The following is a 26,330-nucleotide window of genomic DNA, read 5'->3' on the forward strand; positions in this document are numbered from 1 at the left end:
ACGTGCCGCACTCGGCTGAGTTCGCCACCACGTACGTCCTCCCCGAGGGGGCATATCCGGGTGCGGACGTGACGCGGCTCATGGAGAACGGATGCATTCCCAGGATGCGCATCAAGGAGTCGAAAAGAGATGAGATCGGCCTGTGGGGACTTGGGCCGGCCCCGGAGGACTGGCCCCGTTACAGGACTGTGTACTGCCTGGCCGTGCCCCTGGATGGACAGACGACAACAGGACGGGTGGTCGAGTAACCACCCGTCTCGCCCTGCTGGCACTCGAAATAACGACGGCTCTCGGAAGCGGTCATTGCGCTGCGGGGTGTTTAGCTCAGATACCCGAAGATCTCATCCATGGCTTCGGCGCCCTCCAGGAGGACGGGGCGGAGCTGCTTGGGGTAGACGTTCTTGAGTACGGCCTCCGCCTGGTCGAGCGTGAGCGACTTGGACGGGCGGCGTCCTTGCCCTTCGGGATCTCGCGCAGCAGCATGACGTTGCGCTTCACGTTGTCGCGGCGGGCAGGCGTACGACCTCGGCTGCGGATTCGATCGTGGCGGTGAGCAGGGCGAGGGTGGCCCAGGCGGCGGGGTGGTGAGGGTGTCGCCGTTGCGCCGTCGAGGCGGATGACGATGTGTGTTGCCCCCGTCTGAAAGGCCGGGCGGTCGTCCTGGTCGTGGAGTGAGTCACCGCCGCATGAAGGGGACGTCGTAGACAGGTCGTTGGCCGTTCATCAAGCCGGTCAGGTCGTCATCAGTGAGACCGAGCTCGACGGCGTTGCCCGCCTGCCGTGGATCCCAGCCGCGATCAAGTGCCTGGCGTATGGTCGCCGTCACGAGCGTCGGCCGCACTGCCATCGCTCGCTCTCCGTACCACGCGTCCGGCCGAGAGCAGGGAAGCGACACCAGGAGAACCCGCCCCGGGGCCTCCGCCAGTTCCACCGCGAACGTCAGCGGCCCCCAGCTGTTCGCCTGGCAGTACGTGGGCTTACGCCGGATCCGCCAGCGGAAGATGGTGCCATCGACTGTGATGAGCCGTGAACCCTTCTTGGGGATCGCCACGAAGCGTCCTCCCGCCTTTCCGTCTGTGTTCCGTGAGAGCGCCGAGACCAGCGAGATGATGAGAGCCAATTCGCACCGTAATCCCTGGCCGACATCGCCGTGTCCGGCCAGGAGGTCCAGATCCCCCCGCAGGTCGCCCGCTTCGCCTGCCGCGATTCCTCGCCGCCGCCATCGAGGTTGCAGCGCAAGTGTTGCCGTACCGGCGCATCTCAAGCCGCCCGACGACTCATGATGATATCTGCGGAGATGCGTACCGGCAGGCACAAGGTTTGCCCGTGCCGGCGGAACAGGTCGTCGCGGGAGTCGAAATAGCCCAGATCGGCCAGGAGTTGACCTGACAGAGGCTTGTCGTAGCGGCCTGACTGGGGCTTTCGGTGCGCAACCGCCAGGAGATGACGGCGAGCCAGCTTGAGATGATCACTGCGGCGGCGGCGAAGCGGAGGCTCGCGCTGTCCTCGCTCCACGGCGGGACCGTGAGAACGAAGGTGGCGATGCTGCCGGCGGCGCTGTACGTCGCCCATGCGTGCTGTCCTTGACCGGCGAACCGCCGGGCGAACACGAGACCGGCCGCGATCAGGGACAGGAACGCCGCGGCCGCGAAGACCGTGTGCAGGGCGCTGTTCGTGCTGAGGTGCTCGGGCACGCCCTCGGGGGCACCGGCCGGCCAGCCCAGGGCAGGGTCAGGGGCGAAGATTCCGCCGCCGATCATCCCCACGCCGTAGACGCCGACCAGAGCCGGTCCGAACGTGCCGGCCCGCCCGGGGCGCAGCGTTCGCCGGAGGCCGACCGCGAAGAGGACGGCCAGCAGGCCCGTGACCACGAAGTTCGCGATCTGGAGCCAGCCGAGGTCGCCGAGGGTCAGCGAGCTCAGCGCGTGCCGGGGCAGGTCGAAGCCCGCGCGGGTGAAGGCCTGCGCGAACGAGACCGCGGGGAAGAGCACACCGGCGGCCGCGCCGCAGCTCAGCAGGAGCGCGGTTCGGCGGTGGTGGGCAGGCATGGTGCCGGTGGACAACGTCGCGGTCATGGGGCGGTCCTTTCACGACAGGTGCGTCCCCGTGCGGGGGTCGCCGTACGGCATGACTACGAACGGGCAACGGTCGGATGGACACTCGTCCGCGGATTCAGAGACAGCGCGCTCGATAGGGTCGCGGGTCAGGCGCCGGGCTGCTCGACCGCGTGCAGTCTGCGGCGGAGGTGGGCGCGTTCGGGTTCGGCGCCGGCCAGTTCGAGTGCCTCCCGGTACGCCGCCGCGGCCTCGGTGAGCCGGCCGAGCCGGTGCAGCAGGTCGGCCCGCGCGGTGGGGGAGGGGTGGTAGCCGCGTAGCGCCGGCTCGTCGGCCAGTTCGTCCAGCAGCGCCAGCCCCGCCTCCGGTCCGTCGCGCATCGCCACCGCCGCGGCGCGGTTCAGTGCGACGACCGGGGACGGTGTCAGCGCGAGCAGCACGTCGTAGAGCGCGACGATCTGCGGCCAGTCGGTGGTGGCGAGGTCCACGGCCTCGTTGTGCAGGGCGGCGATCGCGGCCTGCACCCCGTACGGGCCGGGGGGCCCGCCGGTCAGGGCGATCGGCACCAGGTCACGGCCCTCCTCGATCATCATGCGGTCCCAGCGGCCGCGGTCTTGCTCGTCGAGCAGCACCGGCTCCCCGGCCGGGCCGGTCCGGGCGTCGCGCCGGGCGTGGATCAGCAGCATCAGTCCGAGCAGCCCGGCGACCTCCCGTTCGGCGGGCAGCAGCCGGCGAAGGATCCGGCCCAGCCGGATGGCCTCCTCGGCGAGGTCCAGCCGTTGGAGGTGCGGGCCCGAACTGGCCGCGTACCCCTCGGTGAAGATCGAATACACCACCTGGAGCACGCCCGGAAGCCGCTCCGGTAGCTCGTTCGCGCCGGGCACGCGGAACGGGATCCGGGCCTCGCGGATCTTCTTCTTCGCCCGTACGATCCGTTTGGCCATCGTCGCCTGCGGGACGAGATAGGCCCGCGCCACCTCGGGTGTGGTCAGCCCGGCCAAGCAGCGCAGTGTCAGCGCCCCGCGGTCCTCAGCCGGCAGAGCCGGATGAGCGCAGGTGAAGAACAACTGCAGCCGCTCGTCCGGCAGGTCACCGGCGGCCACGTCCGCAGCCGGGGCCGGCTCCGCCCGTTCGGCCTCCACCTGGAGGATGGCCAGCCGGGCGGCGAACGCCTGGTCGCGCCGGAGCCGGTCGACCGCTTTGCGTCGCGCCGTGGTCATCAGCCAGGCTCCCGGCTTGGGCGGGACGCCGTCGACCGGCCAGCGGGTCAGCGCCGCTTCGATCGCGTCGGAGGTGACCTCCTCGGCCAGGTCGAGGTCGCCGAAGCGGCGGACCAGGGCGGCCAGCAGCCGGCCGTATTCCTCACGGAACACCGCCTCGACAGTCGCCATCGACGCCTCGTCCGGCGCCCCGATGGCAGCGGCCCGGTCGCCCATCGCGGTCTCAGCCTCCGAACTCGGCGACCGGCCGCACGACGACGGACCCGCCGCCGTGCGCGCCGGGGCAGCGTGCGGCCCAGTCCAGCGCGACATCCAGGTCAGGCACGTCGATGACGTAGAAGCCGCCGAGAATCTCGCGGGTCTCGGCGAACGGGCCATCCGTCACCGTCCGCCCTCCGTCCCGGCCGACCCGCACCGACGTGGCGGTGACCAGGTCCGCCAGCGACTCCCCGGAGACCCAGATCCCCGCCTCCCGCACCTCCTTGTCGTAGGCGGCCCAGTCCTCGAAGGTGCACTGGTCGGCGGCATCGGCCGTCTCGGCGGTCGCACTCTGGATCAGCAACATGTACTTCACGATCGCACTCCTGTCCTGTTGTGGAGCGTGCGGCGGTGTCGCCGTACGACATCACCACGAATGGGACACGGCCAGATGGACACGTCCGCGAAGAATACGTCCGCGACGAACCTCGGCATCCACGCTGCTGTCATCAACCGCAACGGAGAGGTTCCACGATCTCGCGCATGGGCCGACCGTTCGTTCGCGACGCTCACAGCCGGACCTGACGTCGGCTCCGGTCCGGGTCGTCGTTTCTCCTGCCATCATGACGAGCATCTTTACGGAGCCCACCCGGTAAGCGCCGAGCGAGGAGAGCATGACCCGCTACCGCGAACCACGACGACCAGATCTTGATGATCCGACGCAGCCGCGACGGCGCCATCGTCGAGTCCGTTGGGAAGTGGGATCAGCGTCTGGGTGGGCCGTGGAGCTGATCTCAGACGATCCGGCGCGCCGAGAGTGGGCACTCGGGCGCTTGCGGTCTTCTGACCAGCGGCGCGACCGGGCGTTGGAGGATTTCAACGCGGTTTGGCAGGACGTGTGATCGGCCGCCGTTAAAAAGGGCTGGGCGACGAAGGGCAGCGCCTTGCGCGACCCGACCATGGCCTTGCCGTATCCGCCGGTCGAGGTGATCGATCAACTCGCGCGTCTGGTCTTGCCTCGCCGTACGTCGTGAGCATGGGTGCGAGGACGTGCGGTATGCCGTTCTGGCCAGGGCGATCGGCGGGACGCGACTGCGATCGCTACTGGCCGAGATCGCCGATGATCCCGAAGAGGTCTTCCGCTTACGAGCGCGGTATCTTCTCTGGCTGCTCGAGCACCCCGAACTCCCGACACCAAGAAGACTCAGTGGGTGGCGTGGTTGGAAAGATCGGGAGAAGATCCAACGGGGCCGCCAGCCCGTCAGGTGATGTGGAGGGTGGACGGCTCATGAGGGGGCTTGTGGATCGTGCCGAGCACCCGTAGGAACAGCTTGCCGTGCGGCCGGTTGTCGGGCAGCCAGTCGGTGGCACGGGTGATGCCCGCAGCGCGTAGTTCGGCCCGAATATGGCGGGCGAGCATTGCGGCGACGGTCTGCCCGTATCGGGTGCGGGTGATCTCGAAAGCTGTGAAGCGGCATCCGGCGGAATCGCTCTGATGGAGCTGGATCTCGACCTCGCCGGCCACTTCTCCGGCGGTGAGGTCGCCCGCAGGTCGTCTCTCGTAGGACCACCTGCGTAAGTCCCACACCCGCGGCTCGTCGTGAGGCTCGGCCGGTCGCACGTGAAGCGCGCCGTCTTCGTCGGCCACGGCCAGATAGAGGACCCGGTTGTCCGAGCACGGCGTCAACTTGAAGTGGTGGCGTGAGCAGAGCGGATCCCAGTGGTAGGCGTACCACATCAGCGAAGCGGCCAGATCGGGGTGGGTACGCGCCCAGAGGTCGTCGAAGAACAGCCACTGCTCGAAGGAGTCGCGTCCGTTGCCGATCGCCATCTGCGCCAAGTGCTCGCCCATGCGGATGACGGTCCGCTCGCGATGGTATCTGGGCGGGGGTGAGACGGCATCGAGGAAGCGCATCGCGCTGGAGTGAGAGTCCAATTGGGCGAGTGACCGCTGAGACGGTTCGGCGTAGTCGGGCCAGTGGTTGCAGCGCCGCAGCGCGGCGGCGATCCCTTCCTCTTCCGGCGCGACCAGCGCGCGCAGCACCCCGAGCTCCACCGGCCAGTCGTCGGTCGCGGTGTCGAGGTCGCGTAGCGCCGCACCCAGCCGCGCCGGTCGCGCCCCGCGCACCACGTACGTGGGATCCCAGCCGACGCTGTCATGCTTGGCCTTGCACGTGAGGAGAACCGTGTACGTCAGCTCCTCCCCGGTGGCCGGCGACGCCGGGGCCAGGTCGGTGACCGTCACCGGCGGAGTGAACGTCGGCCCGCTGCCGGACGGCTCGACGTCGCCGGGCAGTGGCCCCTCGTGCACCACGAAGGACCAGCGGCCGGGCTCGGCGGCCACCGCGGCGTCGTCCACGAGGTAGTAGGCCACCTCGTCGTCCAGGCCGTTCGCCAGAACGCGAAGGCTGCGCTCATCGGCGTTGCACTGCAGAGTGTCGGGCAACCGCTCCATGGCCAGCGTGCGCAACTCCTGCATGGTGCGCGGCGCCGGGCCGCCTTCGAAAAGCCAGTGCAGGCCGTAGATGTGCGTGCCGAGCCTCTGGACGAGCCAGTCGTATGTGTTCGGGGAATCGGATGCCTCCTGCCAGACGCTGCGGACCCAGCTCAGCACGGTGGGTTGGGGCAGGTGCCACGCCGTCTTGCCATCGAGCCCCTGGTTCGGGGATCGGTAGATCAGATACACAGCACCACCCGTAAGGTCGCAGAATCTGGCTGCAGCATAGGAGCCGACGCTGACAAGTTTCCGTGGCCGGAAGCATGCGGGTCTCGTGAGCAGCCCTGAGCTTCCCTCGATCGAGGTCACCCGAGCCCTCGGCTACGGGCTGGCGACGAGCTGTCCGACCGCCAGCCCCAGGAGGGGGTCGAGGTGCGTGATGTCGACCAGGTTCTTGGCGCCCTTCCTGGCCGTGTACCCCTTGGAGTGGAGACCGCGGATGGTCTGCTCGCCGACGCCGGGTCAGTACGTGCCGCGCAGGCCGGCCGGCGCCTGGCATGTCCGCGCGAAGCCCCCGTGATCGATCCCACTCACTGGAGTCCATGGATACAGCCAGCACTACGGCCGCGCCCGTCCGGCATCACCACCAACCGGCGCCGGTACGAACTCGGGCTGGTCGAGCAGGCGCAGCCAGCTCCCGTCCGGCTGGCGCCGGACGACCTGCGCGCGGGCGCCGCTTCCGTCCTTAGGCGGGGTCGAAGTGAGCGCGATGTCGCCGCTGATCAGCGTCGGGAGCGGTTGTTCCGGCTCGAAGCGGGGACGGTCGGCCAGCACCTTCTCCCACAGGGCCTGGATCGCCTTGCGGCCCACCGTCCGGCCGCCGCGCGGGTAGGCCATCACCGCGTCCTCCTCGTACAGTGCGGCGACTCCGGCCGCGTCACCGGTGTTGGACCGCTCGACGAACAGGCGGGTGATGTCTTCGGGCCGCATGGCCTTCTCGTACTCCGGCATGGGTTCCTCCTGAGTCAGGCTTTCAGCGCCTTTCAGCGTGGTCCACCTGCGCCTAGAAGTCCAACAGATGGTTCTACTGGAGTCTAGAATCTACAGTCATGGAACTGAGGCAACTGGAATACTTCGTCGCGGTCGCCGAGGAACAGAGCTTCACCCGGGCGGCCGAGCGGGTGCACATCAGCCAGTCCGGCGTCAGTGCCCAGATCCGCCAGCTGGAACGCGAGCTCGGCGCCGAGCTCTTCGACCGGTCGGCGCGCGCCGTCACCCTCACCGTCGCAGGGAAGGCCGCCTTTCGGCACGCCCGCGCCGCGCTCGCCGCCGCGGGAGCGGTCGGCCAGGCGGTGGGCGAGGTGATCGACCTGATCCGGGGCCGGCTCACGATCGGGATGGTCATCGGCTGCACCATCACGCCGCTGTTCGACGCCCTCGCGGCGTTCCACCGGGCGCATCCCGGGGTGGAGATCTCGCTGCTGGAGGACAACTCCGACCGGCTCATCGAGGGCGTCCGCACAGGCACCGTCGACCTGGCTCTCATCGGCGCCGCAGCCGCCACCCCCGACGGCCTGGACGCGCTGACGATCATCAGCGAGCGGCTCGTCGCGGCGGTCCCGATCGCGCACCCCCTGGCGGAACAACGGCGGGTCACCCTGCGAGACCTCGGCGCCTACCCGATCGTCTGCATGCCGCCCGGCACCGGTCTGCGCACGGTGTTCGACCAGGCCTGCGCCGCGCGGAACCTCCGACCGATGATCACGCTGCAGGCCAGCGCCGCGGATGCCATCGCCGACCTCGCCGCCCGCGGGCTCGGCGTCGCCATCCTCAGCGACTCGATGGCCGCGCGCCACCGCGACCGGCTCACCGCCCTCACCGTCGACGACGTCGAAACACCCGCTCTGCTCGCGCTGATCTGGAAGGACACGCACAACCCCGCCGTACGTGAGCTGCTCGTGCACAGCCGGCGAGCCTTCACTGGGCCCGCCCCTGACGAAGGTTCACGGCCGGATGTCCCATGATCCCCAGGTCCGTACGTCGTGCAGACCCGCTGACGCCGTCACCGTGTGAGCCGGTGGTTCGGCCCTTCCTGGGCGGGCGCGAAAAGATCGGGCCGGTGGCGGCGGACCTGATCGCCCATCGGGCCGCGTTCCCACAACGGATCGACGGCGCCGAGCGGGATGCTCAGTCTCTGTAGTCCCGTCCTCGGGTCGACCGGGCTCCGGGCCAGATGGGACACCAGCCAGTCGGGAGCGTGCAGGGAAACCTCGTACTCGCCCCAGCCGGTCAGGCCGATGCACTGCCTGGCCCCCGTCCGGACGTGAATCCTGTCAGGTTCGGCGATGGTGCGCGGGCTGGGTGTATGGCATTCGACCACCTCGATGTCCTCGATGTACGGCCATGTCATGCGGACACATGATCCGTACGGGTCTTCCATCTCCACACCGTGAGATGAGAAGCGCACGACCGTGTTCGCGGCCATCCGCTCGTGTCTGACCAGCCGTACGACGATGGCCAGGGCAATCGCCGCCATCGCACCTAACCCGAACACGACGCCGCTCTCTCGGCTCGGCAGGACGCCCGGGCTGAGCACCAGGAACATCGGGATCAGCGATATGAGCGGGATGAGCAACCTGGCAATGGTGGCCGGGGGGAATGCGCGGACCATGCGGAACTCGTCCATGAAGCGAGCCTGAGCCGTCCACTCGACATTCGTCAATTGCCGGGCGGCTGGTACCAGGGCCCCGGCGGGAGGTGTCCGGCGAGTCTGATGCGAAACCAGCCGCGCTTCACCTCGGCCAGGTGGCGCACCAGGCCTTCGGCGACAGCGCCGAGGGTTCGACGCGACGGAGTTCGGGTGCGGCCCGCCGCATTGCCACGGCAGGGTCTCGCGGTGATAGCCGAGCCGGGAGCGCGCGACTGAGCGCTCGTCGCCCGGCATCGTCGTCAGTTGTCCGTGGAGCATGGATGATCTCCAGGGTCGTCGTGCCCCGATGAGGGCGGATCAGGCAGGGCCCGACGGCCGGGGCGCGTCCTTTCGCAGGAGATGGTCCAAGACGGTCTGGCTGATGGTCGCGAGCTGGGCGATCTGCTCCGGGGTGAGCAGGTCGATCAGGTTGGCGCGCACGCTTTCCAGGTGGCGAGGGGCCGCGGCCCCGAGGGCGGCCAGGCCCTCGTCGGTGAGCACGGTCAGCCAGCCGCGGCGGTCGCCGGCGTAGTGCTCGCGGCGCACCCAGCCCGCCTCCTCCAGCTTGTTGACGGCGTGGGAGATGCGGCTGGGTTTGGAGTGGGTCCACTGGGCCAGCTCGCTCATGCGCAGCGTGTGGTCGGGGGCCTCCGACAGCAGCACGAGCAACTCGTAGTAGGTGGCCGGCATGCCGACCTCGTCCTGCAGGTCGCGTTCGATCCGGTCGGTCAGCAGCCGGAAGGCCACCATGGTGGTCCGCCAGGCGCGGGCCTCCTCGTCGTTCAACCATCGGGTCACAGCTGAACCTTACACGCTCAATAGTTGCGCACTGAAACACCTCCAGCTACTGTGACGCTCAATTGTTCAGCGATGAAGTATCTGGAGCCTGTCATGGTCAATGTCGCGGTCATCTACTACTCCTCCACGGGGACCGTCGCCGAGATCGCCGGAGAGCTCGCCGAGACCGCGGAGAAGGCCGGGGCCGAGGTACGGCTGCGCCCCGTCGCCGAGTTGGCTCTCCGGGGGGCGATCGAGTCCAACCCCGCCTGGGTCGCGCACATGGCCGCGACCGCCGGGCTCACAGTCGCCACAGCCGATGACATGGTCTGGGCCGACGCCGTGATCTTCGGTACGCCCGCCCGCTTCGGCAACGTCTCATCCCAGCTGAAGCAGTTCATCGACACGCTCGGCGGGCTGCAGGCCAAGGGGCTGCTGGCGGACAAGGTCTACAGCGGCTTCACCTCCGCGACCACGGCGCACGGAGGCCACGAAGCGACCCTGCTCGCGCTCTACCACTCCGTCCACCATTTCGGCGGGATCCTGGTGACGCCCGGCTACACCGACCAGGTCCATGACAACCCCTACGGCACCTCGCATGACGACGCCTTCGGCGCCGCCCCGGTCGGTGAGCCGACGCGCGCCGCCGCGCGGGCCCAGGCGCGGCGCGTCGTGCGGTTCGCCCGCGCGCTCGAGAGCGTCGAGCGCCGATGACGCCCGACGGGGGTCAGTCTCGTACGATTCGCGGCCTGCCGAAGGTCGAGTTGTCGATGACGACGTCCACCCGCCGGAGCGGGTCGGCTTCGGCGAGGTAGAGGCGTTCGGCCGGCAGGTAGCGGTCGCGGTGGATGGCCTCGGCCTCCGAGCCGGCCCAGTCCTGGTCGCGTTCGGCGCCGCGGCGGATGGACGTTTCCGGCGACACCTCCAGCCAGACGCGGAAGTCCCAGTACGGGTCGATCTCCGGGCGGAACGCGAAAACGCCGTCGACGACGAGGACGGCATCGGGCGCGGCGGGCGTCACGACCGAGGAGTGGTCGACCTGGGTCAGCGGGTCGATGTGGCACAGCACGGCTCGACCCGAGCCGCCGGGAGCGCAGGGTTCGAGCAGCGACGTGATCACGGCCTGGTAGTCGTAGGCGTTGCGGTAGTAGCCCTCACCCGACTCCCGGTCGTACAGGTGCCGGTCGCGCCACGGCTTCTTGAAGTCGTCGAGGGTGGCCCGGAGCACGGGACGTCCGGCCCGGCTGATCTGCTCGGCGAGTTCGTGGCCGAAGCTCGTCTTGCCGGCGGCGGTCAGGCCGTCGATGCCGACCCGCAGCCGTTGGGCGCCGAGCGCGAGGACACGGTCGGCGACCCGCCGGATCAGCGCGCTGCGTTCCGGGGAGGTGGGACGGGGGAGAGGCTGCTGCCAGGTCGAGGCCGAAACGTGCACACCTGTCCGGTCTGAGGTCATGCGACGGACCCTATGGCATCGCCCTCACGAGGATCGTCAGGCCCCATCAGAGCCTCGCCCCGCTCGACGCCGGCGCCGCCATGTTCGCCCCGGAAGAGCGAGTCGGATCGTGGGCGAGCAGCCCCGGCACGACGGCGACCGCTCCCACAAGCTTCGTCCGGCTATCGGGTCCGGAGCTGGCTGAGCGTGTGGCCGGTGGCCCGCTTGAACAGGTATTCGGCCCGCTCATAGGAGAGCCTGCGGCGGCCGGTCTCGGGACACAGGTCGCCCGGCGCGGGAGGACGGCCGGGGCCGGGTTTGCGATCGGACAGGAACAGGGGGCCCCGGCGGCGGCCCGCGACGATACGGGGGAGGAGTTCGGCGGTGCCGGACCGCCAGTGGATCCAGCGGGACCCGGCCGACGCCTTCCCGCGCCTGGCGGCCAGGTCGAGGTCCTCGACGTTGAGGGCGAGCACCGAGCCGACCGGCGCCGCGCTCTCGTGCAGCATCAGCCACAGCGCGCGCTCGCGCCGGCCCAGGCCGGGCAGCTCCCACAACGCGTCGAGGTGTGCCGGGTCGATGGGGCGGGTGCGGCCTCGGGGTTCGGGCCGGCGGGCGAGCCCGGCGGCCGGCTCGCCGGACAGGAGCCCGTGGGCGGCGGCCCAGGCGGAGAAGGAGCGGATCGCGCCCCGGTGCCGGTTCCACGTGGCGGCGGCGGCGTTTCCCCACGCGGCGGCGAAGACCCCGGCGACCTGCGCCGCGCTCACGCCGCGCAGCGGAGCGTCGTCGCCGAGCTCGCGGCGCAGCCGGCCGAGGGTCTGCCCGTAGGAGCGGACGGTCGCGGTGTCCAGCTCGTCACGGCCGAGGAAGGCGCTCGCGGCCTCGGCCAGAGTGCCGCCCGCCTTCGGCACGCCCGCCTTCGGCACGCCCGTCTCCGGCACGCCCGTCTCCGGGACGCTCGTCTCCGGGACGCCCGCCTCCGAGGCGGCCGCGTCGGCGCAGGCCGCGGCGCGTTCGAGCAGGATCGTACGTTCGGGCACGTTGAGGGTGAGAGCCGCTGCGCGTTCGAACTCCCGCCTGGCCTCGTCGGGCCGGCCGAGCTTGGCCAGCAGGTCGCCGCGCACGCTGGGCAGGCGGTGGTAGCCCTTGAGAGCCGGTTCGGCGATCAGCGTGTCGGCCAGCTCCAGGCCCGCTTCGGGGCCGTGGGCCATGGCCACCGCGACCGCGCGGTTGAGCTGCACCACCGGCGTGGGCAGCACCCGGGCGAGCACCGCGTAGAGGGCGGCGATCTGCGCCCAGTCGGTCTCCTCGGCACTGCGGGCCCGCGCGTGGCAGGCGGCGATGGCGGCCTGCAGCACGTACGGGCCAAGGGGGCCGCCGGTCCGCCTGGCGCGCAGCAGGGCGGTGAAGCCGCGGCGGATGAGGAGCTGGTTCCAGCGGCCGCGGTTCTGCTCGTGCAGCATGATGGGCTGGCCCGCCGGTCCCGTCCTGGCGGCTGACCGCGACGCCTGGAGCTCCATCAGGGCGACGAGGCCGTGCACCTCGGCCTCGTCGGGCGCGAGCCGGGCCAGCAGGCGGCCCAGCCGCAGCGCCTCCTGGCAGAGGTCCTGGCGTATCCAGTCGTCGCCGGCGGTGGCCGTGTAGCCCTCGTTGAACACCAGGTAGATGACCTCGAGCACCGACGACAGGCGCGCGGCCCGGTCAGGGCCGGGCGGGGGCACCTCGAAGGGGACCTTGAGCTCGGCGAGCGTACGTTTGGCCCGGACGACGCGCTGCGCGACAGTCGGCTCGGAGATGAGGAACGCGCGCGCGATCTCCTCGGTGCGCAGGCCGCCGAGCAGCCGCAACGTCAGGGCGACCCGGGCCTCGTTGGACAGCGCCGGGTGGCAGGAGACGAACATCAGGCGCAGGACGTCGTCGCCCACGTCGTCGTCCAGTGCGGTGTCGAGATCGGCCTCGGCGGTGTCCTGCCGGGTGGCGAGCTCGTGGGCGAGCTGCTCGTGCCTGAGGTTGAGGCGCTTGTCGCGCCGCAGGTGGTCGACCGCGCGGCGCTTGGCGACGGCCATGAGCCAGGCACCCGGATTATCCGGGGCGCCCGCCTCCGGCCACTGTTCGAGGGCGGCGAGGAGCGCGTCCTGCGCGAGCTCCTCGGCCAGCCCCACGTCGCCCACCATCCGGACGAGCCCGGCGATGATCCTCGCCGACTCCATCTTCCAGACCGCGTCGACCACGCGGTGGGTGTCCCCGGACGTCACGTGCCCGATCAGAGCACCTGCCCGGCCGCGCACGCAAACGGCCGATCAGCTCTCAGGGCCGAAGACCTGCTGGATGTGGCCTTCGCCGGTGCCGATGATCTTCCAGAAGCGCCGGGCGGCCTCGATGGCCTCCTCCTTCGAGCGCACCTCGACCAGCGCGAAGCTGACGATCGCCTCCTTCGCCTCGGTGAACGGGCCGTCGGTGACGGTCATCGCGCCGTCGACGGCCGAGACGTGGGTGCCGACCGGGTCGAGGCCGCCGGTCGCCAGCAGCACTCCGGCCCGGGTCATCTCCTCGACGAACCTGCCCATCTCCGCATGGATCGCGTCGTCCGGTGGTGCCGCGTCGGCGCCCTTGGTCGTCATCAGGAACTGCATCGTCTTGCTCCTCGTGATGGTCGGGTGATCGCCTCGCCGATCTCTGGCTACGCATCGATCGAGCTCTGCGGAAATCGACACTAGCCGCCGACCAGGCCCGCTTCGGGCGATGTGACAGGGAATGCGACAGGGGCCCGATGTGCGCCCCGATGTGACAGGGAATGCACGCTGATTCGCGTTCTCGCAGGTCGGAAGGGGTGAGGGTGGGCCGGTGTCGAGTCCGGCCGGTTCCGCTCGACGCGTTAGCGAGGCCGGACGAAACCGGCGTAACGCGTACAGCGCCGGATATCCGTCGCCTGCGGAAGGAAACAGACATGACCGCCGTCCAGTTCGATACCGTCACCCCGGCGACGCGCACCCTGCTCGCGGGCTCCATCGTCGCCGCGCCGCTCTTCGCGGTCGTGTCGCTGACGCAGGCCTTCACCCGCGAGGGCTTCGACCTGCTCCGCCACCCCATCAGCATGCTGAGCACGGGTGACCTCGGCTGGCTCCAGATCACCAACTTCCTGGTCTGCGGCGCTCTGACGGTCGCCGGGGCGCTCGGGTTGCGCGGAGCCCTGCGCGGCACGCCCGGCGGGACGTGGGCGCCGAGGCTGATCCTGGTCAACGGCGTGGCGATGGCCGCCGCCGGGATCCTTGTCATGGACCCGGGCGACGGATTCCCCGCCGGCACGCCGCTGGGCCAGACGGGCACGATGAGCTGGCACGGTCTCATGCACATGGTCGCCGGGTCCATCGCGTTCACCGCGCTCATCGCCGCCTGCTTCGTCCTGGGCCGCCACTACTCCCGCGCCGGCCGTCCCGGCTTCGCCGCGGGCTCCCTGGCCGCCGGCCTGATCTTCGCCTTCGGTGACGTCTGGGCGATGACGGGCGGGCGGGCCGGCTCCCTGACCCTGTGCGTCGGCGCGATCACCGCGATGATGTGGGTCGCCGTGGTGGCGGCGGACAAGCGGGCCGCGTCTTGACAGCGGCCGGATCCCGAATAGATAGTGGTGCTATCCACTTTTGGGTAGCACCACTATCTATTCGGGGGATGTCATGGAAACGACTGCCGTGCTCCTGGTCGCCCTGCTCGGCTTCCGCGCCCTGGGAGCGCTCGGCGTCGGCCGGTTCGCGTCGTGGCCGGCCAGCGCCGCCCACGCGCTGGCGGTCATGCTGGTCATGACCGCCAGCGCGCACTTCGTCCCGGAAAGCGTCACGGTCATGCCCAACCACGCCGATCTGGTACGCATGGTCCCGCCTGTCGTGCCGTTCGCCGGCGCCATGGTCTATCTGACCGGCGTGCTGGAGCTCCTCGGCGCGGCGGGCCTGGTCCTCGTCCGCACCCGCCGGGCCGCCGGGATGGGGCTCGCGGCTTCGTGCTGCTGCTGCCCGCCAACGTGTACGCCGCCGTCGCCGAGGTGCCGTTCAACGGCGGTGAGGCGACGCCGCTGTGGCTGCGGATCCCCGGCCAGGCCCTGTACGTCGCCGTCGCGCTCTGGGCGACGCGGAAAGCGCGAAGGTCTCCTCCGGCACGAGACGGTAGGACCCTGGCGGGCGTGGGCCGGGTCCGCGACTCCGGTTCGTGAGCGCGGGCACGAGCGGTAAAGTTCGCTCCCGTACCTGTTGAGGGGATGTGTGGTGTCGAAGATCTCGGGGATCGCGGCGGTCCTGGCCCCGGCCGCGCTGGTGCTCGCCTTCCTGGTCTCCGACCCGGTCGCCGTCGCCGCGCTCTGCCTGTTCGCGTTGCTGTGCCTCGTGGGGTGGTACGTGCTGGAGCGCCGCGACGGGCGCTGAATGTCAGGGATCGACTCTCCCGGCGAGGTGCCGGCCCAGCTCATGACGCCGCCCGCCGGGGCGCCCTCGGGAGGTGTGGCCGGTGACGATCGGGCTGTCTCGGGCCTGCCTGCCCGGGCCGGAGGAGGGGCTTCGGCCCGGCCACCGCGTTCTGCGCGCCGCGGTGGCCGGGTAGCGAGAGATACGCGGGCGGCGGCCGCCCGGTTCAATCGCGGTGGCGCGACTCGGTCAGGTGGAGTTGACGTACTTGCGGGGCCGGAGCGCGTGCGCCCGGAGCGCGGCCAGTGACGCCAGCTGGCCCACCCTGGTCATCCGGATCGCCAGCTCGTCGCCGAAGGCGAGTTCGAGCGCGGTGAGCTGCCCGACCAGGTCGGCGACCGGCCCGGTGACGTCGTCGAGCCCGGTCGTCGGATGCCAGCCCTCGCCGCCGACCACCTCCGCGACCCGCTCGCGCAGCTGGGTGGGCGACATCAGGACACCGTCGGCGAGGAGCATGAGCGCGGCCTCGCGGGCCGACACCTCGAACTCGTGCTCGCCCCGCGCCAGCAGCAGCCTGGCGACCGCGTCCCACAGGGCGTCGGGCGAGTCGAGCAGCCGCCTGCCCTCGGCGGTGATGGTCAGGGTGGCGCCGTCGCGGCTGAGCGCGCCCAGCTCCCGCTCCGCCATCTCGCGCAGCCGCAGCGCCGCCGGTGAGGGGGCCAGCCGGAGCGGCAGGCTGCCCTCTGAGGTGGCGGCCAGCGACAGCAGGCGTCGCAGGGCGGGGATCGGCTGGGCCTTGACCGGCGCGTGCAGCCGCACCTCGAACGGCTGAGCCAGCTCCCGGCGGGCGGGACCGCGGCCGAGCACCCAGCGGTTGAGCCGCTCGCCGTGGACGCGGTGCAGCCAGTTGTCGCCACCCAGGTCGGCCCGCGGCTGGGTGAGCCAGCGCCTGGTCAGCGCGACGCGGTCGACCTCGTCGCCCGAGATGATGGCCAGCTCCAGGGCGGCCGAGCAGGCGATGTGTGCGCCCAGCTCCTCGGGGCCCATGATCATGCTCCACTGCAGGTCGGGCACGTCGGGCGGGAGCACCCCGGTGGCCTCCAGGGCCTCCTGGTAGGCGGCGGTGCCGGTGTCCTCGCCGTCGCGGGCGTACGTGCGCAGGATCTGCGTGGTCGTCGGCGACTCGCACAGCGCGGCGTAGCGCTGCATGCCGCCGAGCTGGAGCAGGCGGCCGAGCGAGCGGGCGAGCCGCTCGTGGTCACCGCCGACCTTGAGCGGCAGGGTGTACCAGAGGAACTCGCAGACGTCGAGTTGGGTGACCGTCTCCAGGGGCTCGCCGCCTGTCAGCCACTCGACGGCGGTCCTGGCCTCGTCGGCGAGGTCTGGCTCGGAGCGCTCCAACTCAGCTAGGAGAGCGGTGACGTCTGGTGCACTCATGCCTCGAAGTTTGCCGTATCGACCCCGGGCCTGACGATGACCGAAACCGGTGCGTATTGGGTCTTGCACAGCAACTACCCTATGGAATGACGATGAGCGGACTGTAACCGGGCTAAATCCACCGTTTGTCGAACAGCATCCTGGCCTTCCACTCGGTGTAGGGGATGAGCTCGGCGGTCAGGACCGGGTGGAGCCACCAGAAGTTGATCAGCGCGAGGAGGGCGAACGCCCCCACCGCGGCGGCGCCGAGGGTGCGCCGCATGGGCAGGGCGCCCCCGAAGGGGTGGGCGGCGGGCCCGATCAACACCCCGGCGCACAGGGTGATGGCCAGCACCATGAACGGCACCATCGGGATCGCGTAGAACAGGAACATCGTGCGGTTGTGGGCGATGGCGAAGTAGAACCAGGGCAGCCATCCCATGGCGTAGGCCAGCAGGACGGCCCCGGCCCGCCAGTCGCGTGAGGCGACGTACCAGGCGATCAGCGCCACCAGCGCGGCCAGCGCGCCGAACCAGATCACCGGTGTGCCCACGCCGAGCACGGCCTCCGAGCAGTCCTTGGCCCCGCAGGCGCCCTCCCTGCCCTCGTAGTGGAAGGCGACGGGACGCAGCAGCAGCGGCCACTGCCAGGGATCGGACATGTAGGGATGGGAGGTCTCGAGCCCGTTGTGGAAGGTGAAGACCTGCCACTGATATTGGATCCACGACCGCATCGAGTCGAAGAGGAAGAACGGCGCCCCCGACGAGGTGGCCTGCTCCCACTTGCGGCCGTAGCCCTCGGCGGAGGCGAACCAGCCGGTCCAGGTCGCCATGTACGTCACGAACGGGACCACGACGAACGCCGCCAGCCCGGTGGGCACGTCCTTGGCGAAGGCGCCCAGGTAGGGATGGCGCAGGCCGACGGCCCTGCGGGCGCCGAAGTCCCACAGCAGCGACATGATCGCGAACGCGACCGCGAAGGCCAGCCCCGACCACTTGACCCCCATCGCCAGCCCGAGGCAGACGCCCGCGGCGATGCGCCACGGCCGCAGGCCCAGGTAGGGCCCTTCGGGGGAGAGCGGGGAGGTGTCGTACCAGTCGACCAGCCGCTCGCGCGCCCGGTCGCGGTCGACCACCAGGCAGGCGAACGCGGCCAGCACCCAGAACATCAGGAAGATGTCGAGCAGCGCGGTGCGGGAGAGCACGAAGTGCAGGCCGTCGAGGGCCAGCAGGAGCCCGGCGAAGCAGCCGAGCAGGGTCGAGCGGGTCATCCGCCGGGCCACGCGGGCCAGGATGAGGATCGACAGCGTGCCGATGACCGCCGCGGCGAAGCGCCAGCCGAACGGGGTCATCCCGAACAGCCACTCGCCCGCGCCGATCATCCACTTGCCGAGCGGGGGGTGGACCACGTAGGAGGCGCACTTGTCGAGCGTCTCGTCGGTGCACCTCTGCCAGATGTCGGTGCTGCCGGCGAGGATCGACTTGTCGGCGTCCTTGATCGTGACGCGCTCCACCAGCCACGTGATCAGGGAGTAGGCGTCCTTGGCGTAGTAGGTCTCGTCGAAGACGACGGCCTTGGGGTGACCGAGGTCGGCGAAGCGCAGGATCCCGCCGAAGATCGTGACGAGGATCGGACCGAGCCACCCCCACAGCACGCTGCCGCGCATCGGCGGGACCATCCGGTCGCGCACGGATCGCGCCCGGGAATCGCCCTCGTCGGCCTTCGGCTCGCCGAAGGCCTGATACGGGAAGTCGGTCACCGCCATTCGGCCATCGTACGGGCCTCAAGCCGGTGGTTACCCAAGAAACACGGCCCAATCGGGATGCCCTGCCACAATGGTCCGGTGACGGATGAGGGCAGGTTGGTGCTGGCAGGGGCCCCGATAGGCCAGGTGGGCGATGTTTCGCCGAGGCTGCGGGAGGTGCTCGCGAGCGCCGACGTGGTGGCCGCCGAGGACACCCGGCGGCTGCGCCGGCTGGCCACGGAGCTGGGCGTGGAGATCGGCGGCCGGATCGTCTCCTACTACGACGCCAACGAGGCCGGACGCGCCAAGGAGCTGCTCGAGAGCCTCAAGGAGGGCCGCACGGTGGTGGTCATCACCGATGCCGGCATGCCGGGCGTCTCCGACCCCGGCTACCGCCTGACCCACCTCGCCGTCGAGGCGGGCATCACGGTGACCGCGCTGCCGGGCCCCAGCGCCGTCACCACCGCCCTGGCGGTGTCGGGCCTGCCCAGCGACCGCTTCTGCTTCGAGGGCTTCCCGCCGCGCAAGCCGGGCGAGCGCGCCCGCCGCCTGTCGGCGCTGGCCGCCGAGGAGCGCACGATGGTCTTCTTCGAGGCGCCGCACCGGTTGCACGGCTCGCTGGAGGCGATGGCCGAGGCCTTCGGTCCCGACCGGCGGGCCGCCGTCTGCCGTGAGCTGACCAAGACCTACGAGGAGGTACGCCGGGGCGGCCTGGCCGAGCTGGCCGCATGGGCCGCGGCGGGTGTCAAGGGCGAGATCACGGTCGTGGTCGCGGGCCACGTCGCCGGCGAGACCGAGCCGGACGTGGCCGCGCTGGTGGCCGAGGTCGAGCGCCGCGTGGCCGGAGGGGAGCAGCGCAAGGCGGCCGTCGCCGAGGTGGCCAAGGGCTCGGGCATGCCCAAACGGGAGCTCTACGACGCGGTTCACAGGAGATCCACAACCCCATAAGGTGGCCCATCGTGAGGAACTGGGGGGTTTCACCGCAAAGGCTCGTCCCGCCGATGCAGGGAACTGCCCTGTGGGGCTGGCTCGGCCCCCTCCTCGTCACGATCTTCGGCGGTGTCCTCCGCTTCGTCCGGCTGGACGAGCCCAGGGCGGTCGTCTTCGACGAGACCTACTACATCAAGGACGCCTACTCCCTCATCACCTACGGCGTCGAGCGGGTCACGCTAGGTGACTCGAAGAATCCCATCGCGGACCGGCGCCTCCTCGCCGGCGACACCGACATCTGGAAGCAGTGCCCCGAGGCCGCCGACTGCGCCTCGTTCGTCGCCCACCCCCCGCTCGGCAAGTGGATGATCGGCGCGGGCGAGTGGCTGTTCGGGATGACCCCGTTCGGCTGGCGCTTCGCCGCGGCGGTCATCGGCACGCTGTCGATCCTCATCCTGGCCCGCGTTGCCCGGCGGATGACCCGCTCGACCCTGCTCGGCTGCCTGGCCGGGTTCCTGCTCGCGCTCGACGGCCTGCACCTGGTCCTGTCCCGCACCGCGCTGCTCGACATCTTCCTGATGTTCTGGGTGCTGGCCGCGTTCGCCTGCCTGGTGGCCGACCGCGACGCGGCACGGCAGCGGCTGGCCGACTGGTACGACAGCTCACCGCTCTCTCCGCACGGGCCGCGGCTCGGCCCGCGGCCGTGGCGGATCGCCGCCGGGGTGTGCCTGGGCGCCGCGTGCGCGGTGAAGTGGTCGGGGGTCTTCTTCCTGATCGCGTTCGCCGTGCTGAGCGTGATGTGGGACCTCGGCGCCAGGCGGGCCGTCGGGATCCGCCGGCCGTACCAGGGGACGTTCTCGCTGGACGTGCCGGGCGCGGTCGCCGCGCTGGGCCTGGCGCCCGCGGCGACGTTCGTGGCGACGTGGGCCGGCTGGTTCGCCACCGCCGATGGCTACGGCCGCGGCTGGGAGCAGGCCACCTCGTCGGGGCCGATGTTCTTCGTGCTCGACTCGGCGCGGTCGTGGCTGAAGTACCAGACCCAGGTGCTCGGCTACCACACCGGGCTGGACGACTACCACCCGTACATGTCGGAGCCCTGGACATGGCCGCTGCTGATCAGGCCGGTCTCCTTCCACTACCCGGCCGGCCTGCCGTCCTCGGTGTGCGGGGCCGACAAGTGCTCGCAGGCCGTGCTCGGCGTCGGCACCCCGGCGCTCTGGTACGCCGCCGGGCTGGCCCTGCTCGGGCTCGTCGCGTGGTACGTGGCCACGAGGGACTGGCGGGCGGGCGCGGTGCTGCTCGTGGTCGCGGCGGGGTGGCTGCCCTGGTTCTACTACTCCTTCGCCGACCACCGCACGATGTACCTCTTCTACATGATCCCCGTGGTGCCGTTCATGGTGCTGGCGCTCGTCCTGGTCGCGGGGCTGGCCATCGGGCGGGAGAGCGCCCCGCCGGGCCGGCGGGCCCTCGGCGCGGCGGCCGTGGGGGCGCTCGCGCTCGTCGTGCTGATCAACTTCTGGTGGCTCTACCCGGTGCTGGTCGCCGAGACGCTCACGCAGGCGGAGTGGTGGGCGCGGATGCTGATGCGCTCGTGGGTCGATGCCGCCCCCAAGTGACGGAGGTGGGTACAGCCGGTCGCAGGTGAGTCCCAAGTGCGGCAGGCCACGCTGGGCGCATGGATCTGTCCGACGCTTTCGGCCTGTTGAACGTGGACCTGAATCCCGGCTCCGGCTCGGGGAAGCACCCGGACTCGGGGAAGCACCCGAAACAGGGTGGCGGAGGCCGCGTGCCCGGACGCGCCGGCATGACCGTCCTCCTGCTCTGCTGGCTGGTGCTCGGGGTGGTGCCGTTCGTGGTCGCCGTGCCCGACGTCCAGCTCGCCACCGGCGGGATCGGCACCCCGGGCACGCTCACCGTGGTCTCCTGCACGGCTCTTGGCAAGGGCCGTTACGACTGTCAGGGGCGGTTCGTCCCCGACGGCGGAGGCGCCCCGATCACGGTGGCCGCCTCACCGGACTCCGAGGCGGGCGACGTCGGCCGGGCCCAGCTCACCCCCGAGGGCGACCGCGCGCTGCCCTCCGGCACGAAGGGCGTGCTGCGCGCCATGGCCCTGCCCGCCCTCGGCCTCTGCGCGCTGGCCTTCCTGCCGTACGTCGTCATGTACGTCCTGCGCGTGCGGCGCGGCAGGAAGGCCGCCGTGGTCGCCGGAAGCGTGGTGACCGCCGCGTCGCTCGTCCTGCTCGTCGTGGCCGTCGCCGCCGCCTCCTCGTGACCGGCCGTACGCGGCCCGTGCCCGGAGGCGGGACGCTCAGGCGGGCACGGTGGTGGGCTCGGACGCCGACTCGTCCGGGGGCCGCCCCCGGCCCCACGAGACGCGGCTCAGCGTGATGGCCGCCGCGACGCAGGCCAGCGGCACCGCGGGCAGCACGTAGCGGTAGTCGAACTCCGCCGTCGCCGCCGGCGCCAGCAGCAGCCCGAACGCGCCCAGCCACGGCAGCACCACCGGCCCGCCGAACGTGCGCCAGCGGACCGCGACCCCGTACAGGCCGACCAGCATGATGCCGCCCAGCACGATGCCGCGCAGGTAGAACACCTGCTGGTAGCCGCTCATGATGTCGGCCCACGGCGAGACGATCCGCGTCTCGGGCGGGCCCTGCTCGTAGGAGTAGGCGTCGGTGTCGGTGCGGCCCTGGAAGGAGGGCCATTGGGGCAGCCGCTTCGGCCGGCCGTTGGCGTCGAGGTCGTAGTAGGGCCTGAACTCGTACATGTTGTAGGTCTGCTCGTCGGGGAAACGCGGGCGGTCCCAGTGGAAGGCGCGGAAGAAGTCGCGCGCCACCACGCGCAGGTAGTCGCCGGGCTGCGACAGGATCGCGCGCGTCGCGAACGCGCTGGCCGCCTCGTTGGTGATCTCGGTGAACTTCTTGCCGGCCCCCCAGCGGTGCAGGACCTCGCCGGTGCCGGTGCCGCCGCCGCCCTGGCCCCACAGGTACCACTGCGCGTATTCCTTGCGCTGGTCGACCGGGTCGTTGATGCACAGCAGCAGGAGCTCGATCTCCTGGTATTTGTCGATGTTCATCCGATTGCAGTCGGCGAAGATGGCCGTGCGCATGTAGAGGATGAGCCCGTCGCTGTTGGTCATCGCGAATTTGCCCATGCTTGACGCGAACCAGCCCATGTACGTGAGGATCGGCAGCGCGCAGGTCACCACCACGGCCACGATCGGCTTCCAGCCGACCCGCTTGACCAGCAGGTAGACCACCACGAGCGCGAGGATCGGCGCGCCGATCGAGCGGGTCAGCCAGGTCAGCGCGAGCAGCAGCCCGACCACCACGCCGACCTTCCACGACATCCGGCGGTGCCACAGCACCAGCGTGATGGCCGCCACCACCAGCAGCGTGAACATCGAGTCGGACATCACCAGCTGCTCCAGCTGGATCTGGTAGGCGTCGAACAGCACCGGCGCCGCCGCCAGCGTGGCCCCCCACTTCGGCAGCCCGAACTTCCGGCGCAGCAGCGCGTAGATCAGCACGGCCGTGGCCAGGCCCATCAGGTGCTGGGTGAACACCACCAGGGTGAAGCTGTGGAACGGCTTGAGCGCCAGCAGCCAGAACCCGTAGCCGTCGGGCCTGATCGGGTGCGGCCTCGGGTGCAGCGCCACCGAGACGTACTCGTAGGAGTCGTTGAACCACATCGCGGGGCCGTAGCCGAGCATGGTGACGAGCCGCAGCACCGCGCCCAGCGCGAAAGCGGCGGCGAACACCCGGTGTCGGCGTAGGAACAGCAGCACACGCGCCATCCGGCCAGGGGCGGAGTGGTCCACAGGGGCTATCTCCGCGGCGCTCACCATGCTGTAAAGAATGCCAGTCGTTTTTAGGACTTGACCCGACCGACTCCGGGCACAGGGCATGATGGTGTGCTTGTACAGCAGTGACTGAAGGGTTGAGACGTGGAACTGACGGTGGTCATGCCCTGCCTCAACGAGGCGGAAACCGTGGAAGTCTGTGTGCGCAAGGCATTGGCGTGCATGGAGGAGCATGGCATCGAGGGCGAAGTCCTGATCGCCGACAACGGGAGCACGGACGGCTCGCAGCAGCTCGCCCGTGACGCCGGGGCCCGTGTGGTCCACGTCGACGAGAAGGGTTACGGCAACGCGCTCATGGGCGGCATCCGGGCCGCGCGTGGCAAGTACGTCATCATGGGCGACGCCGACGACTCCTACGATTTCACCTCGTTGTCGCCGTTCGTCGAGCAGCTGCGTGACGGCGCCGACCTGGTGATGGGAAACCGCTTCAAGGGCGGCATCTCGCCGGGGGCCATGCCGCCGCTGCACCGCTACCTGGGCAACCCGGTCCTGTCGTTCATCGGCCGGCTGTTCTTCCCGTCCGCCATCGGTGACTTCCACTGCGGGCTGCGCGGCTTCCGGCGCGACTCGATCCTGCGGCTGCACCTGCAGACGGGCGGCATGGAGTTCGCCTCGGAGATGGTGGTCCGCTCCACGCTGTCGGGGCTCGACGTGCGCGAGGTGCCCACCACGCTGTCGCCCGACGGCCGCAGCCGCCCGCCTCACCTGCGCTCCTGGCGCGACGGCTGGCGCCACCTGCGCTTCCTGCTGCTCTACAGCCCCAAGTGGCTGTTCTTCTATCCGGGCCTGACGCTGATGCTCCTGGGCCTGGTCGCCGGCAGCGCGCTGACCTTCGGCCCGGTGGAGATCGGCGAGCTGGCCTTCGACGTCGACACCCTGGTCGGCGCCTCGGCGGCGGTCGTGATCGGCTTCCAGGCGGCGCTGTTCGCGTTGTTCACCAAGGTCTACGCGGCCGAGGAGGGGTTCCTGCCGGAGTCCGCACGCGTCCGCAAGCTGATCGACATCGTGTCGCTGGAGAAGGGCCTCGTGGCCGGCGGCCTGCTGGCGCTGGCCGGTCTGGTCGGCCTGGTGATGTCGCTGGCCCACTGGCAGGTGCGCAGCTTCGGCGAGCTCGACCCGCGCGAGTCGCTGCGCCTGGTCGTGCCCTCGGCCACGGCGCTCATCATGAGCTTCCAGACCATCTTCGCCGCCCTGTTCATCAGCATCCTCGGCATCCGCCGCACCCGCGAGAGCTCCGTCGACATCGCGGCCAAGGCCGCCGAGGAGGCCGCCGAGGCCGTCTCGCGCGAAGACTCGCCGACTTATTGATCTTTTCGTTCAGGGCTCTGCCCGACCGGCGCCCGAAGGCGGGGAATCCGTTCGAGGCGGCTACCCGTGCGCCTTAGGCTTGGAGCTATGTCCCAGCACATCTTGACCGCCGTCGCGTGGCCGTACGCTAACGGCCCCCGTCACATCGGGCACGTCTCAGGGTTCGGCGTGCCGTCCGACATCTTCAGCCGCTACCAGCGGATGGCGGGCAACAAGGTGCTGATGGTTTCCGGCACCGACGAGCACGGCACGCCCATCCAGGTCCAGGCCGACAAGGAGGGCGTGAGCGCCAGGGAGCTGGCCGACCGTTACAACCGGGTGATCGTCGAAGACCTGACCGGGCTGGGCCTCTCCTACGACCTCTTCACCCGCACGAGCACCGCCAACCACTACGCCGTAACCCAGCAGATCTTCAAAGGGCTCTACGACAACGGCTATATCTTTCCCAAGACCACCATGGGCGCCATCTCGCCGTCGACCGGGCGCACCCTGCCCGACCGCTACATCGAGGGCACCTGCCCCATCTGCGGCTACGACGGCGCCCGCGGCGACCAGTGCGACAACTGCGGCAACCAGCTCGACCCGATCGAGCTGATCAACCCCAAGAGCCGCATCAACGGCGAGGCCCCCGTGTTCGCCGAGACCGAGCACTTCATGCTCGACCTGCCCGCCTTTGCCGAGGTGCTCGGCTCCTACCTGCAGTCCAAGCAGGGCGAATGGCGGCCCAACGTGCTCAAGTTCGCCCTCAACCTGCTCGGTGACCTCCAGCCGCGGGCGATCAGCCGCGACCTCGACTGGGGCGTGCCGATCCCGCTCGACGGCTGGCGCGACCAGCCCAACAAGCGGCTCTACGTCTGGTTCGACGCCGTCATCGGCTACCTGTCCGCCTCGATCGAGTGGGCCAGGCGCTCCGGCGACCCCGACGCGTGGCGGCAGTGGTGGCAGAATCCCGACGCCCGCGGCTACTACTTCATGGGCAAGGACAACATCGTCTTCCACGCCGAGATCTGGCCGGCGATGCTGTTCGGCTACAACGGCCAGGGCGCCCGCGACGGGCGGCCCGGGGCGCTGGGCAGGCTCGACGTGCCGTCCGAGGTGGTCTCCAGCGAGTTCCTGACGATGGAGGGCAAGAAGTTCTCCTCCTCCCGCCAGGTCGTCATCTACGTGCGCGACTTCCTGGCGCGCTACGACGCCGACGCGCTGCGCTACTACATCGCGGTGGCGGGCCCCGAAAACCAGGACACCGACTTCACCTGGCAGGAGTTCGTCAACCGCAACAACGGCGAGCTGGTCGCGGCCTGGGGCAACCTGGTCAACCGGTCGATCTCGATGGCGGCCAAGAACTTCGGCCAGGTGCCCGAGGCCGGCGAGCTGACCGACGCCGACCGCCGGCTGCTGGAGCGCTCGCGCGCGGCGTTCGGCCCGGTGGGCGCCGAGCTGAGCCGCTCGCGGTTCAAGAACGCCATCACCGAGGCCCTCGACGTGGTCCGCGACGCCAACCGCTACCTCGCCGAGCAGGAGCCGTGGAAGCTCAAGGACGACGCCGAGCGGCAGAAGTCCATCCTGCACGTCGCCCTCCAGGTGGTCGACGACGCCAAGACGCTGCTCACACCGTTCCTGCCGAGCTCGTCCAACAAGGTCCACGCGATGCTGGGCGGCGAGGGCGTCTGGTCGGGCATGCCGGAGATCCGTGAGGTCGACGAGGACGGCGGCACCCCCTACCCGGTGATCACGGGCGACTACCATGGAGAGGCCCGCTGGGAGCACCGGCCGATCAAGCCGGGTGTCCCGCTCGCGGCGCCGGTGCCGCTGTTCAAGAAGCTCGACCCGAAGGTCGTCGACGAGGAGCTGGCCCGCCTGGCCGACTGACGCCGT

24 protein-coding genes and 1 pseudogene are annotated in these 26,330 nt (G+C 70.4%); 11 read left to right on the forward strand and 14 right to left on the reverse strand.

The genetic code is table 11. The annotated features are described in order from the left end of the window. Positions 1–676 precede the first annotated feature (676 nt). The 6 genes from AB0C16_RS03065 to AB0C16_RS03090 all read right to left on the reverse strand — a co-directional run bounded on the left by AB0C16_RS03065 (position 677) and on the right by AB0C16_RS03090 (position 6,920). On the reverse strand, positions 677–1,051 hold the full coding sequence (locus AB0C16_RS03065; protein ID WP_357678282.1) for a hypothetical protein: 375 nt from the start codon (positions 1,049–1,051) through the stop codon (positions 677–679). Positions 1,052–1,277: 226 nt separating this feature from the next. Beyond that, on the reverse strand, positions 1,278–2,075 hold the full coding sequence (locus tag AB0C16_RS03070) for a DUF998 domain-containing protein (RefSeq protein WP_357678283.1): 798 nt from the start codon (positions 2,073–2,075) through the stop codon (positions 1,278–1,280). A gap of 128 nt (positions 2,076–2,203) precedes the next feature. Next, positions 2,204–3,445, reverse strand: coding sequence for an RNA polymerase sigma factor (locus tag AB0C16_RS03075; protein ID WP_357678285.1), 1,242 nt, complete (start codon positions 3,443–3,445; stop codon positions 2,204–2,206). Between the two features lie 52 nt (positions 3,446–3,497). Continuing rightward, positions 3,498–3,839 carry a YciI family protein gene (locus AB0C16_RS03080; RefSeq protein ID WP_357678787.1) on the reverse strand — a complete coding sequence of 114 codons (342 nt, stop codon included), beginning with the start codon at positions 3,837–3,839 and terminating at the stop codon, positions 3,498–3,500. Positions 3,840–4,733: 894 nt separating this feature from the next. Next, complete coding sequence (locus AB0C16_RS03085; RefSeq protein WP_357678287.1) at positions 4,734–6,158, reverse strand: hypothetical protein; 1,425 nt, start codon at positions 6,156–6,158, stop codon at positions 4,734–4,736. Between the two features lie 369 nt (positions 6,159–6,527). Next, complete coding sequence (locus tag AB0C16_RS03090) at positions 6,528–6,920, reverse strand: nuclear transport factor 2 family protein (protein ID WP_357678289.1); 393 nt, start codon at positions 6,918–6,920, stop codon at positions 6,528–6,530. Between the two features lie 98 nt (positions 6,921–7,018). On the opposite strand from AB0C16_RS03090, the gene AB0C16_RS03095 reads away from it, so the two are divergent. After that, a complete protein-coding gene (locus AB0C16_RS03095) occupies positions 7,019–7,933 on the forward strand; it encodes a LysR substrate-binding domain-containing protein (RefSeq protein ID WP_357678291.1) in 915 nt (304 codons plus the stop codon). 38 nt (positions 7,934–7,971) lie between these two features. Here AB0C16_RS03095 and AB0C16_RS03100 read toward each other — a convergent pair whose 3' ends face one another. Both AB0C16_RS03100 and AB0C16_RS03105 read right to left on the reverse strand, forming a co-directional pair. Further along, positions 7,972–8,595: a hypothetical protein gene (locus AB0C16_RS03100; protein WP_357678293.1), complete on the reverse strand. Its 624-nt coding sequence runs from the start codon at positions 8,593–8,595 to the stop codon at positions 7,972–7,974. 321 nt (positions 8,596–8,916) lie between these two features. Next, positions 8,917–9,396 carry a MarR family transcriptional regulator gene (locus AB0C16_RS03105; protein ID WP_357678295.1) on the reverse strand — a complete coding sequence of 160 codons (480 nt, stop codon included), beginning with the start codon at positions 9,394–9,396 and terminating at the stop codon, positions 8,917–8,919. Between the two features lie 72 nt (positions 9,397–9,468). On the opposite strand from AB0C16_RS03105, the gene AB0C16_RS03110 reads away from it, so the two are divergent. Beyond that, on the forward strand, positions 9,469–10,089 hold the full coding sequence (locus AB0C16_RS03110) for a flavodoxin family protein (protein WP_357678297.1): 621 nt from the start codon (positions 9,469–9,471) through the stop codon (positions 10,087–10,089). Positions 10,090–10,102: 13 nt separating this feature from the next. Here AB0C16_RS03110 and AB0C16_RS03115 read toward each other — a convergent pair whose 3' ends face one another. Next, positions 10,103–10,828 carry a uridine kinase gene (locus AB0C16_RS03115; protein ID WP_357678299.1) on the reverse strand — a complete coding sequence of 242 codons (726 nt, stop codon included), beginning with the start codon at positions 10,826–10,828 and terminating at the stop codon, positions 10,103–10,105. A gap of 80 nt (positions 10,829–10,908) precedes the next feature. Between AB0C16_RS03115 and AB0C16_RS03120 the strand changes: the two genes are divergently transcribed. Continuing rightward, positions 10,909–12,306: a pentapeptide repeat-containing protein gene (locus tag AB0C16_RS03120; protein WP_357678789.1), complete on the forward strand. Its 1,398-nt coding sequence runs from the start codon at positions 10,909–10,911 to the stop codon at positions 12,304–12,306. On the opposite strand, the pseudogene AB0C16_RS03125 reads toward AB0C16_RS03120, so the two are convergent. Both AB0C16_RS03125 and AB0C16_RS03130 read right to left on the reverse strand, forming a co-directional pair. Next, a pseudogene (locus AB0C16_RS03125) lies at positions 12,208–13,017 on the reverse strand (sigma-70 family RNA polymerase sigma factor); the annotation flags it as partial. The gene AB0C16_RS03120 and the pseudogene AB0C16_RS03125 overlap by 99 nt on opposite strands. A gap of 90 nt (positions 13,018–13,107) precedes the next feature. Then, positions 13,108–13,440: a YciI family protein gene (locus tag AB0C16_RS03130; protein ID WP_357678301.1), complete on the reverse strand. Its 333-nt coding sequence runs from the start codon at positions 13,438–13,440 to the stop codon at positions 13,108–13,110. Positions 13,441–13,754: 314 nt separating this feature from the next. On the opposite strand from AB0C16_RS03130, the gene AB0C16_RS03135 reads away from it, so the two are divergent. The 3 genes from AB0C16_RS03135 (at position 13,755) to AB0C16_RS03145 (ending at position 15,216) form a co-directional block, all read left to right on the forward strand. Next, a complete protein-coding gene (locus tag AB0C16_RS03135) occupies positions 13,755–14,405 on the forward strand; it encodes a DUF998 domain-containing protein (protein ID WP_357678303.1) in 651 nt (216 codons plus the stop codon). Positions 14,406–14,478: 73 nt separating this feature from the next. Further along, positions 14,479–15,027, forward strand: a complete 549-nt coding sequence (locus tag AB0C16_RS03140) for a hypothetical protein (RefSeq protein ID WP_357678305.1) — start codon at positions 14,479–14,481, stop codon at positions 15,025–15,027. A gap of 33 nt (positions 15,028–15,060) precedes the next feature. Continuing rightward, positions 15,061–15,216 (forward strand): hypothetical protein, encoded by a 156-nt coding sequence (locus AB0C16_RS03145; protein WP_357678307.1) that lies wholly within the window; start codon positions 15,061–15,063, stop codon positions 15,214–15,216. Between the two features lie 228 nt (positions 15,217–15,444). On the opposite strand, the gene AB0C16_RS03150 is transcribed toward AB0C16_RS03145, so the two are convergent. Both AB0C16_RS03150 and AB0C16_RS03155 read right to left on the reverse strand, forming a co-directional pair. Further along, entirely contained in the window at positions 15,445–16,632 is a 1,188-nt protein-coding gene (locus AB0C16_RS03150) for a hypothetical protein (RefSeq protein ID WP_357678309.1), read from the reverse strand. Positions 16,633–16,744: 112 nt separating this feature from the next. Next, on the reverse strand, positions 16,745–18,376 hold the full coding sequence (locus AB0C16_RS03155) for a phospholipid carrier-dependent glycosyltransferase (protein ID WP_357678311.1): 1,632 nt from the start codon (positions 18,374–18,376) through the stop codon (positions 16,745–16,747). A gap of 78 nt (positions 18,377–18,454) precedes the next feature. Here AB0C16_RS03155 and rsmI point away from each other — a divergent pair, with 78 nt between their 5' ends. The 3 genes from rsmI to AB0C16_RS03170 are packed head-to-tail and all read left to right on the forward strand — an operon-like array spanning position 18,455 to position 21,557. Then, a complete protein-coding gene (gene rsmI, locus AB0C16_RS03160) occupies positions 18,455–19,303 on the forward strand; it encodes a 16S rRNA (cytidine(1402)-2'-O)-methyltransferase (RefSeq protein WP_357678313.1) in 849 nt (282 codons plus the stop codon). A 53-nt stretch (positions 19,304–19,356) separates the two neighbouring features. Next, the gene (locus AB0C16_RS03165; protein ID WP_357678315.1) at positions 19,357–20,901 is read left to right on the forward strand and encodes a phospholipid carrier-dependent glycosyltransferase; all 1,545 of its coding nucleotides are present in this window, start codon (positions 19,357–19,359) and stop codon (positions 20,899–20,901) included. 59 nt (positions 20,902–20,960) lie between these two features. After that, on the forward strand, positions 20,961–21,557 hold the full coding sequence (locus AB0C16_RS03170) for a hypothetical protein (protein WP_357678317.1): 597 nt from the start codon (positions 20,961–20,963) through the stop codon (positions 21,555–21,557). Between the two features lie 36 nt (positions 21,558–21,593). Here AB0C16_RS03170 and AB0C16_RS03175 read toward each other — a convergent pair whose 3' ends face one another. Next, positions 21,594–23,081, reverse strand: a complete 1,488-nt coding sequence (locus tag AB0C16_RS03175) for a phospholipid carrier-dependent glycosyltransferase (RefSeq protein ID WP_357678319.1) — start codon at positions 23,079–23,081, stop codon at positions 21,594–21,596. Positions 23,082–23,231: 150 nt separating this feature from the next. Here AB0C16_RS03175 and AB0C16_RS03180 point away from each other — a divergent pair, with 150 nt between their 5' ends. Next, positions 23,232–24,455, forward strand: a complete 1,224-nt coding sequence (locus tag AB0C16_RS03180; protein WP_357678321.1) for a glycosyltransferase family 2 protein — start codon at positions 23,232–23,234, stop codon at positions 24,453–24,455. A gap of 87 nt (positions 24,456–24,542) precedes the next feature. Beyond that, positions 24,543–26,324 carry a methionine--tRNA ligase gene (metG, locus tag AB0C16_RS03185; protein ID WP_357678323.1) on the forward strand — a complete coding sequence of 594 codons (1,782 nt, stop codon included), beginning with the start codon at positions 24,543–24,545 and terminating at the stop codon, positions 26,322–26,324. Positions 26,325–26,330 lie beyond the last annotated feature (6 nt).

The sequence above is a fragment of the Nonomuraea sp. NPDC048916 genome (genome assembly GCF_040649575.1).
Classification (GTDB): Bacteria; Actinomycetota; Actinomycetes; order Streptosporangiales; family Streptosporangiaceae; genus Nonomuraea.